This is a genomic window from Pigmentiphaga litoralis (genome assembly GCF_013408655.1).
GTDB lineage: Bacteria > Pseudomonadota > Gammaproteobacteria > Burkholderiales > Burkholderiaceae_B > Pigmentiphaga > Pigmentiphaga litoralis_A.
In genome coordinates, this window is the sequence record NZ_JACCBP010000001.1 from 3,584,805 (window position 1) to 3,599,441 (window position 14,637).

Here is a 14,637-nt window from a genome sequence, read left to right on the forward strand (position 1 = left end):
GGGCATGGCGTCCGGTGGCCGCGCTGGCAGCCGCACCCGGCAACGGCGCCACGGCAGGGCTCCACGCCTCATGGCACGGCCATTGCATGCCGCGTGCGATGGCCACCGGCTCTCATAGAGCTGACCTCTTGCAGACCTGACACAGGCGCCGATTGACTGGAGATCGCAACAATGACTTTTCACACTGGCCGCAGGCACGTCCTGGGTTTGGGCATGGCGCTCGGTTTGTTCCTGGGACTGACGGCGCTGGCCTGGCACCACCCCGCGACCGCGCAAGCCTATCCCGCCAAGCCCATCAAGCTGATCGTGCCGTTCGCGCCCGGCGGCGGCAATGATGCGATTGCCCGGCTGCTTGGACGGCAGCTGTCGGAATCGCTTGGCCAACCGGTTGTGATCGACAACCGTGCGGGGGCCGGTGGACGGCTGGGGGTCGAACAAGGTATCCGCGCGGAACCCGACGGCTATACGCTGACGCTGATCTCTAACAGTTATGCCGCCAACCCCAGCCTTTACCCGATCAAGTTCGATCCGCTCAAGGACATTACCCCGGTTGGCATGATTGCCCGTGCGCCCCTGCTGATTGCAGTGAATCCCAAGCTGCCGGCCCGCACCGTGCCTGAACTGATTGCGCTGGCCAAAACCAAATCCGGAGGGCTGACCTTTGCGTCGTCCGGACAGGGCGGCATCTCGCACCTGGCGACCGAACTCTTCCTGAAGAGCGCCGGCATCGACATGACCCACGTGCCCTACAAGGGAACGTCGCCCGCATTGACCGACACGGTGGCCGGCCTGACCGATGTGTTCTTCAGCACGCCCGGCGCGGCGTCGCCTTACATGAAGAACCAGCGATTGAACGTGCTGGCCGTGACGACACCCAAACGCAGCGCGGCCGAACCGCAGATTCCAACGGTCATGGAGTCCGGCCTGCCCGACTACGACGTGACGGTGTGGTACGGCATCATCGCGCCCAAAGGCCTGGACCCGGCGATTCAAAAGCAGTTGAACCAGTCCATCAATACGGCGCTGGGCAGCAAGGAAGTCCAGGACCACTTGAAGACGACCGGCGAAGAGACCTCGCCCGGCACGCCTGCTGCCTTCATGGACCAGATCAATAAAGAAGTCGCCCTGTGGCGGCGTGTCGTGGCCGACGCGCGCATCCAGGTGGACTGACCGCGCCCTGGCGCAGCGCCACCCGGCCCGTGCGCCTTCCTTGTCCCCCGGACGACTGATTTCCACGAAACACCCGGCGGCTTTCCCGCCGAAGGACACACGATGCAAACCAAGATTCCCTGCGTGATGATGCGCGGCGGCACTTCCAGCGGTCCCTTCTTCCTTGCCAGGGACCTGCCCGACGACATTGCCTTGCGCGACGAGATCCTGATTGCCGCAATGGGTTCGCCGCACGAATACCAGGTCGACGGTATCGGCGGCGCCACGCCGTTCACCAGCAAGGTCGCGATCATCAGCCGGTCCACCCGGCCTGGCATCGATGTCGACTATCTGTTTGCGCAGGTGCTGGTCAACGAACGCTATGTCGACACCAAACCCAACTGCGGCAACATGCTCGGCGCGGTGGGCCCGTTTGCCATCGAGCAGGGCCTCGTGCCTGCACAAGCGGGCGAGACCACGGTCCGCATCTTCAATGTGAACACCCGGGCCGAGGTCGATGCCATCGTCGAAACGCCGAACGGCGTCGTCACCTACGCCGGCACGACCGCGATCGATGGCGTGCCGGGAACAGCCGCACCGGTTCGCCTGAACTTTCGCAGCGCCATCGGTTCCGTCACCGGCAAGCTGCTGCCGACGGGCCGCCCGATCGATGTGATCGACGGCGTGGAAGTCAGCTGCGTGGACGTCGCCATGCCCATGGTGCTGATCCCGGCCGAACAGGTGGGCAAAACTGGTCACGAAGGCGCCAACGAACTGGATGCCGACGTGGCGCTGCTGGCCCGCATGGAAGCGATCCGTCGCCAGGCGGGTGAACTGATGGGGTTGGGCGACGTGTCGAAGTCGGTGGTGCCCAAGATCGGGCTGATGGCGCGGCCTGCCAAGGGGGGCACCATTTCGTCCCGCTACTTCGTGCCCTACGCCTGCCACAAGGCGCATGCGGTCACGGGTGCCGTCTGCGTGGCGGCCGCGTGCGCCACGCCCGGAACGATTGCGCAGCGCCTGTCCGGATTGCCGGATACGTCGCCGCAAGGCGTGGTCGAGATCGAACATCCGTCGGGCAGCATTGCCATCGACCTGAATGTCGAGTTGGGCGGCGATCACCCCGTCATCCATCGGGCGGCGCTGATCCGCACCGCGCGCCGGCTGTTCGAAGGCAATGTCCTGATTCCCGAACATGTGATGGCTGAGGCCTGACACAAGGCATGGCCGCGGCGGCGGCGTGTTGAACGCCGCCGCGGAAAAGCTTGAATTCCGCCTCGACTATTTTTGGTATGTTGGTATACCATCATACCAACCGATCACCTTGACTCCGATGACGCACGCGCAGAGACCGCGTTCGCCCTAGGTCCGCCGGCCCCGCTGGCGCTTCATGACACTCCCCTACAGAAGGACACCATGACCCATTCCGCCCTTCCCGCGCGCCCCGCCCGCCGCCTCGCTTTGATCGCCACGGCCGCCCTGTTCGCCACCGCCCCGTTGATGGCCCACGCCGCCTATCCCGACAAGCCCATCACGCTGGTCGTGCCGTTCGCGCCGGGCGGCAGCTCGGACATCATTGCGCGCAACATCGCGCCGGCATTAAGCGCGAAGCTGGGCCAGACCATTGTGGTGGAAAACGTTGCCGGTGCGGGCGGCATGCTGGGCACGCAGCGCGCGGTGCGGGCGTCGGCCGATGGCTACACGATCCTGCTGGGGTCGGGGTCCGAGATCCTGATCAACAAGCTGATCAACCCGTCGGTGGGCTATGACGGCATGAAGGATCTGGCGCCGGCCGTGTTCATCGGCACGGGTCCGATGGTGCTGTTGGGCAAGCCAAGCCTGGCGGCCAAGACGGTGCCGGAACTGCTGCAACTGGCCCGCGCCGAGCCGGGCAAGCTGAGCTATGCATCCGCCGGCAACGGCACGCCCATGCATGTGGCGGGCGAACTGCTCAAGATGCGCGCCAAGATCGACATGACGCATGTGCCCTATCGCGGCGCGGCTCCCGCCTTGGTGGACCTGCTGGGCGGCCAGATCGACCTGGGCGTGTCCACGCTGAGCGCAGCGCAGGTCTACATCAAGTCGGGCAAGTTGAAGGCACTGGCCGTGACCAGCGCCAAGCCATCGGACCTTGCGCCGGGCATCCCGGCGATGGGTCAGCAGCCGGGGCTGGAAGGCTTCGACCTGGGCGTGTGGTTCGGCCTGTTCGTGCCGGTCAAGACGCCTGGCGACATCGTGCAGAAGGTGCAGGCGGCGTCGCAGGACGTGCTGCGTGATCCGGCCATTCGCAAGAACCTGGCGGATCAGGGCATCACGGCATCGGGCGCGTCGGCCGACGAACTGCGCACCTTCATGGCGGCCGAGGTCGAGAAATACCGCGCGGTCGTGAAGGCCGCCAACATCACTGCGGAATGACGCCGCGCGCCACCGCCTCTTTCCCGCACCGCCCCATTTCTTTTGCCTGACTGGAACGCCATGAGCCACGGAATTCGCAAGATCGTTACCTATACCGAAGACACCTTTATCGAAGGCGGCAAGGACGCCGCGACCCCGCTGCGCCTGTTTGCCGTCGCCGCCGTGCTGAAAAACCCTTGGGCCGGCCAGGGCTTCGTCGATGACCTGAAGCCGCAGATCCACGCGGTTGCCCCGGTGCTGGGGGAGCAGATCACCAACACGCTGCTGGGCCTGACCGGCGGCGGCGATGCCATTGAAGCGTATGGCAAGGCCGCGGTCGTGGGCAGCAATGGCGAGATCGAGCATGCATCGGCGCTGATCCACACGCTGCGCTTCGGCAACTTCTATCGCAAGGCCGTGGGCGCCAAAAGCTATCTGAGCTTTACCAATGTGCGCGGCGGTCCGAACTGCGCCATCTCGATCCCGATGATGCACAAGCACGATGAAGGCATGCGGTCACACTACCTGACGCTGCAGTTCGCGATCAACGATGCGCCGGGTCCGGACGAGATCGTGGTGGCGCTGGGTGCATCGATCGGTGGCCGGCCCCATCACCGCATTGGCGACCGCTACCAGGACCTGGCCGATCTGGGCAGCAACCATGCCTGAGCGCCTTCCTGTCACGGGCGCCCTGCCGCAGACTGCCTGGCGCCGCACCGGTCACGGCGAACCCGTGATCCTGATCCACGGCGTGGGCATGGCGCAGTCGGTGTGGCAGCCGCAGGTCGATGCCCTGTCTCGCGATCACGACGTCATCGTCTACGACATGCTGGGCCACGGCGACAGCACCTTGCCAGCCGAAGGGGCGACGCTGGCTGACTATGCCGCGCAACTGGCGGACCTGATGGACCATCTGGGCATCAAGGCCGCGAACATCGTGGGGCATTCGATGGGCGCATTGATCGCGCTGGAATTTGCGTTGACGCAGCCCAAGCGCACCTTGCGGGTGGCGGCATTGAACGCGGTGTTCGAGCGCACGCCCGAGCAACGCGCGGCGGTGCAAGCGCGTGCCGAGGCCCTGAAACAAAGCGGCTTTGCGGCCACCATCGGCCCGACCATCGACCGGTGGTTCGGCACGCCGGTGCCTGCGCGCTTGCGTGATGCCGCCGACCTGGTAGCGGGCCTGCTGACCCGCGTCAGCCCCACGGGCTACGCGCGCACCTACCGCCTGTTCGCCAGCAGCGACGCCGTGCACGCCAGCCGCTTGCCCACGCTGGCCATGCCGGCGCTGTTCCTGACCGGCGAATTCGATGCCAATTCCAGCCCGGCCATGTCACGCGCGATGGGCGACCTCGCGCCCAATGCGGTGGTCAAGATCCTGCCGGATGCGCGCCACATGATGAACCTGACCCATCCGGACGAAGTGAACGCGTCGCTCCGGACCTTCCTGGCCATGCCGCGAGACGTGGAATACTTCGATATCGAATCGAAGAATCAGGAAGTCCACCACGATGTCAGTCCCTAACGCCGCTTCGCTCAAGGTCGACCGCAGCGCCAAGACCTTGCGTGAGCTGTCGCTGGAGAAAATGCGCGACGCCATTCTCAACGATCACTTCAAGCCCGGCGAACGTCTGGTCGAGCGCACGCTGTGCGCGCAACTGGACGTGAGCCGGTCGATCGTCCGGGAAGTGCTGCGGCACCTGGAGACCGAAGGCCTGGTCGAGTCGATTCCCTATCAGGGTCCGGTGGTTGCGCGGCTCGACAGCGGGCAGGCCGCGCAGATCTATGAGATCCGCGCCCTGCTTGAAGGCCATGCGGCGCGGCTGTGTGCCGAGAAGGCCAGCGACGACATGATTGCAAGATTGAGCGAGCTCAATGACCGCATCCATGCCGCGTTCGGCCGCAACGACTTTGCCGAAGTCATGGCGCGCACCGCCGACTTCTACGAAGCCATGTTCGCCGGCAGCGGCATGACGGTGGCCTGGGGCGTGGTGCAGTCGCTGAACGCCCGCATCAACCGCCTGCGTGCCGTGACCATCTCGTCCACCGGCCGGCGGGCCGACGCCGCGGCCGAAATGGCCAGGCTGGTCAAGGCCCTGAAAGACCGCGATCCGGACGCCGCGCAAGACGCTTCGCAGGCCCACGTGCGCCATGTGGCGGCCATTGCCGCCAAACGGCTGGCCGAGTTGGGTTAACGTTGCAGACACTTTCAAGGAATGCGATTCACATGGACAAGACAGACAAGCAGGGCATCACCACCACCATCGTCCACCGCGACCGCCGCGTCGGCGTGGAATTCGGCGCGCTGCGCTCCCCCGTCCATATGTCCGCCCAGTATGGTTTCGAGAAGGTCGAAGACCTGATCGGGATGTTCCAGGGCACCAAGAAAGGCGCGTTCAACTACGCCCGCCAGGCCACGCCCACGTCGGCCATGCTCGAAGCCAAGATCAATGAACTGGAAGAAGGCGTCGGCACTGTCTGCTTCGCGACCGGCATGGCCGCGATCACTGCCGTCTTCCTGACCCTCCTCAAGGCCGGTGACCACATCATTGCCAGCCAGCATGTGTTCGGCAACACCAACAGCCTGTTCGGCACGCTGCGCCAGTTCGGCATCCTGGTCACCATGGACGACCTGACCGATGCCCAGCGCGTGGCCGATGCGATCACGCCGGCCACCCGCATGGTCTTTGTCGAGACCATTGCCAACCCCGGTACCCAGATCGTCGATCTGCAAGGCATTGGCGACATCTGCCGCGACAAGGGCCTGGTCTACGTGGTCGACAACACGATTACATCGCCTGCCCTGTTCAAGCCCAAGCGCGTCGGCGCCACGCTGGTCATCAACTCGCTGACCAAGACCCTGTCCGGCCACGGCGCCGCACTTGGCGGCGCCGTGACCGACACCGGCCTGTTCGATTGGGCCAGCTATCCCAACATTGCCGACGCCTACCGCGACGTCGCGCCCGCCCAGCAAGGCCTGCAGCAGATCCGCAAGAAGGGGCTGCGCGACATGGGCGGCTCGCTGTCTTCCGAGCATGCGAACCAGGTGTCGATCGGCATGGAAACGCTGACCCTGCGTGTGCGCCAGAGCAGCCAGACCGCGCAAGCCCTGGCCGAATTCCTGGTGTCGCACCCCGCCGTGGGCCGCGTGTCCTACCCCGGCCTGCCCGACCATCCGCAACACGCCCGCGCAAAGGAACTGTTCCGCGCCAACGCGTGGCTGCTGTCGTTCGAGCTGCGCGACGCCAGCCAGACCGTGGCCTTCATGAACGATCTGAGCATCCCGATCAAGGCGACGGGCCTGGGCGATACCCGCACCCTGGTTATTCCGGTCGCCGCCACGATCTTCTGGGAAGCCGGTCCTGAGAAGCGCAAGGAAATGGACATTCCTGACGGCTTCATCCGCGTGTCGGTGGGCCTGGAAGAAGCCGACGACCTGCTGGCGGACTTTGCGCGCTGCCTGGACAAGGTGGCCGGCAAGGCCTGATCGTCGTCAGCCCTTCCCGAGCGGCGGTCCGGTGAAGGGCTTGGCGAACGGGCCGATCGCCTGCATGTCGAATTCGATCAGCGTGACCGGCGGCCGGCGCCGAGCCGCCACCGCCAGTACCTCCTGGACCTCCGTCATCGTGCCCACCCGCAGGTAGCTGGCGCCGACCGATTCGGCCAGCAGCCGCAGATCGAAGCCGTGCAGGTCCGCGTAATAGCGCCGGCCACCGTAATCGGCGTCCTGCAGATTGCGCAGGATGCCATACCCCCCATCATTCATCACGAGCAGGACCATGCCGGTATCTTCCTGCACGGCCGTGGCCAGTTCGCCCAGGTTCAGCATGAAGCCGCCATCACCGGCAAGCGCCCACGTGCGGCGACCGGGCGTGCCGACCGCGGCGCCGATGGCCATCGCCAGGCCCTGGCCGATCCCTCCGCCCACGGCATGCACGCCCTGGGCGACATCCAGCAGAGGGAACAGCCGGTTGCCCCACGTGCTGTTCGAGATCGTGACGTCGCGGACCCAGTTGAAGTCGCGGCCACACACCATTTGCAAGGCGTCCGCCACCTGGTCATACGGCGCCACCGCCGCACGCAGCATGCTGGCCGCCTGGTGCCGCGCGGTGGCCGCGTCCTCCTGCAATGCCGGATCGATGGCCAGGCCTTCTTCCAGCAAGGCGATCAGCCGCGACAGCGCGCGCTGCGCATCGGCACAGACGAAAAGATCGGTCGGGTAACCGCGTTGCGACGCCAGCGGATCGGCATCGATCTGATAACACGGTGTCGGCAGCTTCAAGGTGTGGGTCAGGGTCTCGGGAACCCGCAGCCGCGACCCGACCACCAGCAGCGCATCGCAGGTGCCATAGAACGCTTCGATCGCGGGCTGCGAATTGAAGGCAGCCAGTGTGCGCGGATCGTCTTCGGGCACGATGCCCCGGCCCTGCAGGGTCGTGACGACGGCAAAGCCCATGTCGAGCAGACGCCGCACTTCGGTCTTGGCATGGCGCGCGCCGCCGCCCACCCATAGCAGCGGGCGGCGCGCCTGCTTGAGCCGAATGGCCAGTTCGCGCAACGCGGCATCGTCGGGCTCGGCGCGCTCGACGCGCGGCGCTGCCGGCACCATCGCCATGAAGGGCTCGCCTTGCAGGTCGATCGGGATCTCGACACTGACCGGGCCGGTGGGCGCGGTCATGGCCACGCGCGCCGCTTCTTCCAGCGTGGCCAAGGCCGTTCGCGCGGACCACACGCGGAACGCGGCTTTGGATACCGCGGTGAGCATGCTCAATTGGTCCTTGGTTTCGTGGACGTACGATCGCCCGCGATCCAGGTAAGGCACAGCCACCTGCCCCGTGATGTGCAGCAGGGGCGTGCCGGCGGTCAACGCTTCGATCAACGCGCCCGCGGCGTTGCCCGCGCCGGTACCGGTACTGGTGAACGCAACTCCTATCCGTCCTGTGACACGGGCGCAGGCGTCCGCCATGCCGACCGCGCCGGCTTCGCCCCGTGCACCGACATACCGGATGCGGCCATCGCGCCCCAGCGCATCCAGCAGCGGCATGTTGTGGATGGAAAGAACGCCAAAAGCGTGTTCGACGCTAAGGCGGTGCAGGTAGTCGACGATCGCATCGCCCACGGTGGGCGTGGCTGCATTCATGATGTGGGCTCACTCAGGATGGACGGAAGGGAATTGGAAGAAGATGCGCCGCCCGGCACGCCGGTCGCGCCGCGATGGCCGCTGCGCAGCGCTTGTTCGGGCCCCCCATGCGCTGCCACCAGCTGCCGCTGGTCGCGTTTGGCCGCGGCATCGGCCCTGCCGGGATCGACGATGTCGTTGAGCGCCGCAACCATCTGCGCCAGGGCCGCCGCATGCGCCGGGTCGTCGCTCAGGTCATGCTGCTCGCGCGGATCGTTGACGGCGTCAAACAGTTCGGGCGGATAGCCCACGTAGTGGTGGTAGACATAGCGGCCATTGGCGACCAGGTAGGCGCCGGTGGGCGACCCGACGCCGTGGTATTCCGAAAAGGCGATGCGTTCAGGATCGTCGGCTTCGCACGCGATGTCCAGAAGCGACCGGCCCGGCAACCCCGGGTCGACGCAGCGCAAGCCCTGGGCCGCCAGCAAGGTGGGATGCAGGTCCACCAGGCTCACGTTGGTCGTGCAGAGCCTGCCGGCGGGAATGTCGGGACCGGCCAGGATGAGCGGTACGCCGGCCGATTCGCGATACATCGTGCCTTTGTTCCACAACCGCCGGGCGCCCAGGTTGTCGCCGTGGTCCGACGTGTAGATGACGCGGGTGGTATCCGCCATGCCGCTCTTTTCCAGCGCGGCCAGGATATCGCCGACCAGTCCGTCCATGAACTCGACCAGCGCCAGATAGGCGGCGACGGCCAGCCGCCGGCGTTCTGCCGTCCCCAGGGCGGCATCATGGTCCATGTAGGACAGCATGCGGGTCACCCACGGATGGTGGCGCGGCGGCGGATCGACCGGCAGGCAGGCTTCCAGGCCCGGATCGTTCAGAACGCGTTCTAGAAACGACGGCGGCACGACCAGCGGAAAGTGGGGCGCGACCAGCCCGACGAACAGGGTCCAGGGCGCGTCGCCTCCGGCATGGCTTTCCAGCCAATGGCAGGCGGCATCGCGCACGAAACGGTCGTACCGGTTGTAGGCCGACTCGCCTGCGCCCAGCTTGTCGAACATGCCGGACCGGCTCGATGTCGACGGCAAGGGATCGCGCACCGATCCCCAGACCTGGCCGATACCGTCCTGGATGTGCACGGTCTCGATCTGCTGGCGAAAGCCCACCGGATCGCCTGCGCTGCGAAAGTGCAGCTTGCCGATGGCATCGACCACATAACCCGCCCTGGACAGCGCGTGCATCCACGAACGCGGATTGCCCGGATAGGCGATGGCGTTGTCCCAGCACTGATGCTGATGCACATAGCGGCCAGTGGCGATCGATGCGCGCGACGGCACGCAGAGCGGACTTGCAGCCCAGGCGCGGGTAAACGTCGTGCCTCGCGCGGCTAGCCGGTCCAGGTTGGGCGTGCGCACGCAGGGGTGGCCAAGAAACCCCATTACCCAGGGGTTATGTTCGTCGGACATCAGGAACAGGGTGTTCATGCGATCTGCAGCCATGTCTTCACGTCTCCGGGTTGAAGCCGGAACGTTTCACCACGGCCGCCCACTTGTCGCTCATGGCTGACATCGTGGCGGCCAGATCCGGGCGCGACAAGGTCATGGGTTCGAGCGACATCCGGCGCAGGCCATCGCGGAACGCCGTGGCCTGCGCCGCGCGGGCAAAGGCCAGCGACAGCCCGGCCAGCGTGTCGCCTGGCACCTTGGCCGACGCAAAGACGCCATAGAACAGGTCGCCGGTAATCTGCGGATAGCCTGCTTCGCCAATGGTCGGCACGGCAGGCAGGAAGTCGCTGCGGTGGCTGCCGGTGGTCGCCAGCACACGGATCTTGCCCGCCTGATGTTGCGCCACCAGATTGGGCACCGCCGAAATCACCGCGGGCAGATGCCCACCCGCCAGGTCGTTGATGGCCTGCGCGCCGCCGCGGTAGGGCACATGCGCCAGCTTGACGCCCGACAGGCGCTCCAGCTCGGTGCCGATGAAGTGCGGCTCGGTCCCCGCGCCCGGTGTGCCGTAGGACGCCTGCTCGGGCCGCGTGCGCGCCCAGTCCAGAAAGCCGGGCACGGTATCGGCCTTGACCGCCGGCCCCACGGCCAGCGCGAACTGGTAACCGCACAGGGTGCCGACGCCCGAAAAGTCGGCGGTGCGATAGGGCAGCCGGGGGTAGATGTGCGGAAAGATTGTGAACACGCCCGGCGGCGTGACCAGCACCGTGCCGCCATCGGCGGGCGCGCGGGCCAGCATCTCGACAGCGATCTGCCCGGCCGCGCCCGCATGGTTTTCGACAATGGCGAGATAGCCCGATTCCTTGAGCTGGTCGGCCGCAAGGCGCGCCGCCACGTCCACCGCGCCCCCGGCCGGCCCGGCGACAAGCAAGCGCAGGCGCGACGGCGGCGCCGCGGCGCGGACAGGCGGCAGGCCGCTCAACAGTACGGCGCTGGCGCCTAGGAAACTGCGTCGGGTGCATCTCATGGCATCGTCCTGACAAGTACTACGGTGAAGCCATTCTAGGTAAGATGCCCTGGCGCGGATAATGAATCCGCATCCGAGCGCCATAACCGTTCCTTTATGCCCATGCCATGAATGAGCTCATCCGTCGCCTGACCATGCGGCACCTGCGCCTGCTTGTGACCCTGTACGACATGGGCGGCGTCTCGCGCACGGCCCGTCTGCTGCATGTGACGCAGCCGGCGGTGTCCAAGACCGTGCGGGACCTGCGCGACATTGTGGGCGACGCGCTGTTCGAATCGACAGGCGAAGGGTTGCAGTGGACACCGGCTGGCCAGGTGGTGGTCCAGCGCGCGCGGGCGATCTTGCGCAACGTCGATGATCTGGAACGTGAAACCCAGCGCGCCAAGCTCGGCACCCGCGAACGGTTCGCGATCGGCACGACGCGCGTGGCCGAAGCCGCGGTGTCGGGCACCTTGCCGGCAGCGTTGCTGAAAGACGGGATGCTGGTCAGCCTGCATCGCGGCACCCGCGAACACATGCTGGCCGAGTTGGAACGCAAGGCGCTGGACGTCGTGTTCGGAAGATGCGACGCGGGCTTTCGGCGCGCCGAATTCGAATACCACCCGATCTATCGCGACCGGTTCGTGGTGGTGTGCGGCCGCGGGCATCCGTGGTGGCGCAAGCGGTCGGCCAGCCTGGCGGCCCTGGCCACTCAGGAATGGATCCTGCCGCCGCCGGGCACCTTTGCGCACCATGTGTTCGAACAGGCTTTCCTGTCGGACAACCTGGCGCCGCCGCAGGCATCGGTGCTGTCGATGCTGGGGCTCAATGATCTGCCGATGATGACCTCGCATCCCCTGCTGGCGCTGTTTCCCGAAAGCGAAGCGACACGCCTGCAGGACGAAGGGCTGGTGCGCTGTCTGGATGGGCTGCAGACGCCCTACCAGGAAGTGGGCGCCATCCTGCTGCGGGACGCGACGCCGCACCCCGCCCATCGCCGTGTCATCCAGCTGATGACGGCGTTCGCCACCGGCCGGTTGCCGACCCTGCCGATGACGCGCCCTACATCTGCGTAATGAACTTGGTCACCAGGTAGCCATCCATGCTTTCGGTGCCGCCTTCACTGCCCATGCCGCTGTCCTTGATGCCGCCAAAAGGCGTTTCGACGTTGCCCATGCCAAAGTGGTTGATGTTCACCATCCCGGCTTCCAGGCCGTTGGACACGGCATGCGCGGTCTTCAGGCTCTCGGTGAACACATAGGACGCCAGGCCGAACGGCAAGGCATTGGCGCGGGTCAGCACCTCGTCGATCGCATCGAAGCGGGTGACGGGCACGACGGGACCGAAGGGCTCTTCGGTCATGATGCGCGCGTCGTCGACGATGCCCGCCAGCACCGTCGGCGCATAAAAAAAGCCGGTGTCGCCGATACGCCTGCCGCCGGTCACGACTTCCGCGCGGCGCGACACGGCATCGTCGACGAACGCTTCCATGGCCTGCACGCGCCGCGCGTTGGCCAGCGGCCCCATCTGCGTGCCCTCGGCCAGCCCGTCGCCGACCCGGGTCGTGGACATCGCATCGGCAAACGCCGCCACGAACCGGTCGTAGGCCTTGCGCTGCACATAGAAACGGGTGGGCGACACGCACACCTGCCCCGCGTTGCGCAGCTTGAACTGCGCCAGCATGGCGGCCGCGCGATCGATGTCGGCATCATCGAACACCAGCACCGGCGAATGCCCGCCCAGCTCCAGCGTCGTCCGCTTCATGTGGGCGCCGGCCAGTGCGGCCAGCTGCTTGCCGACCGGCACGGATCCGGTAAACGAGATCTTGCGCACGATGGGCGACGTGATCAGCTGCGTGGAAATCGCGGCCGGGTCGCCCCACAGCGTGTTCAACACGCCAGGGGGCAGTCCCGCCTCGTGCAGCAAATCGGTCATCGCCACCACGGCGCTGGGCGACTCTTCCGGCCCTTTCAGGATCAGCGTGCATCCGGCCGCCAACGCCGCCGCCACCTTGCGCACGGCCTGCGACATGGGAAAGTTCCACGGCGTGAACGCCGCGCACACGCCGACCGGTTCCCGCAGCACGATCTGCCGCACCTCGGGCAGCCGCGGGGGCACGACGCGGCCATAGATGCGTCTGCCCTCTTCCGCGTGCCACTCGAATTGTTCGGCACACGACATGACTTCGCCCAGGGCTTCGGCCAGCGGCTTGCCCTCGTCAAGCGTAATGCCGCGCGCGATGTCCGGCGCGCGATCGCGCGTCAGGGTGGCGGCCCGCCGCAGGATGGCCGACCGGTCGAGCGGCGACATGCGCCGCCATCCGGGCAGGGCCCGCTGCGACGACTGCAACGCGGCGTCGACATCCTCGGTCGTTGCGCAGGGCAACGATCCGACCAACGCGCCGGTGGCAGGATTGATGACCGGCTGCGTCGTTCTGCTCTCGGCGCCGATTGGCGTTCCGTCCAGAGTGAAGGTCAGGCTCGGGTACATGCGCGGCCTCTTATTGCAGCTTGATTGGCGAACGTTTCATGAGCGCGTCGTACACCACGGTTTCGCGCTGGATGCCTTCCTGCGACGAGGCCGGGGTCGAGCTCAACAACTCGACACCCCGCTTGCGGTACGAAGCCTGCAGTTCCGGATCGGCCAGCACCTTGTTGATCGCCGCGCTGACCTGGTCGATCACGGGCGCGGGTGTCTTGCCTGGCGCGGCCAGCATGAACACGGTGGACGGAATCGCACCGGGTTTGCCGCCGGCTTCACCCAGCGTCGGCACGTCAGGCAGGAACGCGCTGCGCGTCGTATCGCCCACGGCCAGGACCTTGATGCGGCCCCCGCCCGCATGCTGCGACATGACCAGCCCGCCTGCCATCACCGCATCCACTTCCCCTGCCAGCAGCGCATTGATCGCGGGGGCGACGCCCTTGTACGGCACGTACGAAAACTGCATGTTCTCGGACTGCGCCAGCATTTCCATGCCGAGATGATTCACGTGGCCATTGCCGCCCGTCCCGACATTGGTCTTGCCCGGTGCGGTTCTGGAATAGGCGACGAAGTCCTTGTAGGTCGACCCCGGAAAGTTCTGGCGCACGGCCACCAGCAGGTTGATCCTGCCGACTTCGGCCACGGGCCGGATGTCGGTCTTGGGATCGTAGGGCAGCGTGCTGTACAGCATGGGGTTGGTGACCAGGGCCAGCCGGTCGATCATCAACAGGGTGTTGCCGTCGGCCGCGGCCTTGGCCACCGCCGCGGTGCCGATCATGCCGTTGGCGCCCGGACGGTTTTCGATCACCACGACGTTGCCGTTGTGGCTCAGGCGCTGGCCGATGTCGCGCGCCATGACATCGGGCTCGGTACCGGGCGGATAGGGAACGACGATCCTGACCTGCCCTGCCGGCCATTGCGCGCTGGCCGGCGCGCCGCACAACGCTGCCACGCAACCCAATGCTGCGATCACCCATTTCGGGTCGAGACTTCCCATCTTGCTCTCCAGAGGTTGCACTGCACCGGCAGGGCCGGCAGGG

13 protein-coding genes are annotated in these 14,637 nt (G+C 66.4%); 8 read left to right on the forward strand and 5 right to left on the reverse strand.

Annotated features, from left to right (window positions below):
* Positions 1–171: 171 nt before the first annotated feature.
* From HD883_RS16255 to HD883_RS16285, 7 genes are all read left to right on the forward strand, one after another.
* Positions 172–1,170, forward strand: a complete 999-nt coding sequence (locus HD883_RS16255) for a Bug family tripartite tricarboxylate transporter substrate binding protein (RefSeq protein WP_257022240.1) — start codon at positions 172–174, stop codon at positions 1,168–1,170.
* Positions 1,171–1,272: 102 nt separating this feature from the next.
* Entirely contained in the window at positions 1,273–2,364 is a 1,092-nt protein-coding gene (locus tag HD883_RS16260; protein ID WP_179583611.1) for a 4-oxalomesaconate tautomerase, read from the forward strand.
* 201 nt (positions 2,365–2,565) lie between these two features.
* Entirely contained in the window at positions 2,566–3,564 is a 999-nt protein-coding gene (locus HD883_RS16265) for a Bug family tripartite tricarboxylate transporter substrate binding protein (protein WP_257022247.1), read from the forward strand.
* Between the two features lie 60 nt (positions 3,565–3,624).
* Positions 3,625–4,212: an amino acid synthesis family protein gene (locus HD883_RS16270; RefSeq protein WP_179583609.1), complete on the forward strand. Its 588-nt coding sequence runs from the start codon at positions 3,625–3,627 to the stop codon at positions 4,210–4,212.
* Positions 4,205–5,068: an alpha/beta fold hydrolase gene (locus tag HD883_RS16275; RefSeq protein ID WP_179583607.1), complete on the forward strand. Its 864-nt coding sequence runs from the start codon at positions 4,205–4,207 to the stop codon at positions 5,066–5,068. Before HD883_RS16270 ends, HD883_RS16275 begins: the two co-directional genes overlap by 8 nt.
* Complete coding sequence (locus tag HD883_RS16280) at positions 5,055–5,738, forward strand: GntR family transcriptional regulator (RefSeq protein WP_179583605.1); 684 nt, start codon at positions 5,055–5,057, stop codon at positions 5,736–5,738. The genes HD883_RS16275 and HD883_RS16280 overlap by 14 nt, the downstream gene beginning before the upstream one ends.
* A 32-nt stretch (positions 5,739–5,770) precedes the next feature.
* Positions 5,771–7,030, forward strand: coding sequence for a cystathionine gamma-synthase family protein (locus HD883_RS16285; protein WP_179583603.1), 1,260 nt, complete (start codon positions 5,771–5,773; stop codon positions 7,028–7,030).
* A 6-nt stretch (positions 7,031–7,036) separates the two neighbouring features.
* Here the strand turns inward: HD883_RS16285 and HD883_RS16290 are convergent, their stop codons facing one another.
* From HD883_RS16290 to HD883_RS16300, 3 genes are read right to left on the reverse strand one after another with little or no spacing between them, the layout of a single operon-like run.
* Entirely contained in the window at positions 7,037–8,686 is a 1,650-nt protein-coding gene (locus HD883_RS16290; RefSeq protein WP_373563436.1) for a thiamine pyrophosphate-binding protein, read from the reverse strand.
* A complete protein-coding gene (locus tag HD883_RS16295) occupies positions 8,680–10,164 on the reverse strand; it encodes a sulfatase-like hydrolase/transferase (protein WP_179583599.1) in 1,485 nt (494 codons plus the stop codon). Before HD883_RS16295 ends, HD883_RS16290 begins: the two co-directional genes overlap by 7 nt.
* Before the next feature lie 4 nt (positions 10,165–10,168).
* On the reverse strand, positions 10,169–11,137 hold the full coding sequence (locus tag HD883_RS16300) for a tripartite tricarboxylate transporter substrate-binding protein (RefSeq protein ID WP_179583597.1): 969 nt from the start codon (positions 11,135–11,137) through the stop codon (positions 10,169–10,171).
* Positions 11,138–11,244: 107 nt separating this feature from the next.
* On the opposite strand from HD883_RS16300, the gene HD883_RS16305 reads away from it, so the two are divergent.
* Positions 11,245–12,192 carry a LysR family transcriptional regulator gene (locus HD883_RS16305; protein ID WP_179583595.1) on the forward strand — a complete coding sequence of 316 codons (948 nt, stop codon included), beginning with the start codon at positions 11,245–11,247 and terminating at the stop codon, positions 12,190–12,192.
* Here the strand turns inward: HD883_RS16305 and HD883_RS16310 are convergent.
* On the reverse strand, positions 12,179–13,606 hold the full coding sequence (locus HD883_RS16310; RefSeq protein WP_179583593.1) for an NAD-dependent succinate-semialdehyde dehydrogenase: 1,428 nt from the start codon (positions 13,604–13,606) through the stop codon (positions 12,179–12,181). The genes HD883_RS16305 and HD883_RS16310 overlap by 14 nt on opposite strands.
* A 10-nt stretch (positions 13,607–13,616) precedes the next feature.
* Complete coding sequence (locus HD883_RS16315) at positions 13,617–14,594, reverse strand: Bug family tripartite tricarboxylate transporter substrate binding protein (RefSeq protein WP_179583591.1); 978 nt, start codon at positions 14,592–14,594, stop codon at positions 13,617–13,619.
* Positions 14,595–14,637: the final 43 nt, after the last annotated feature.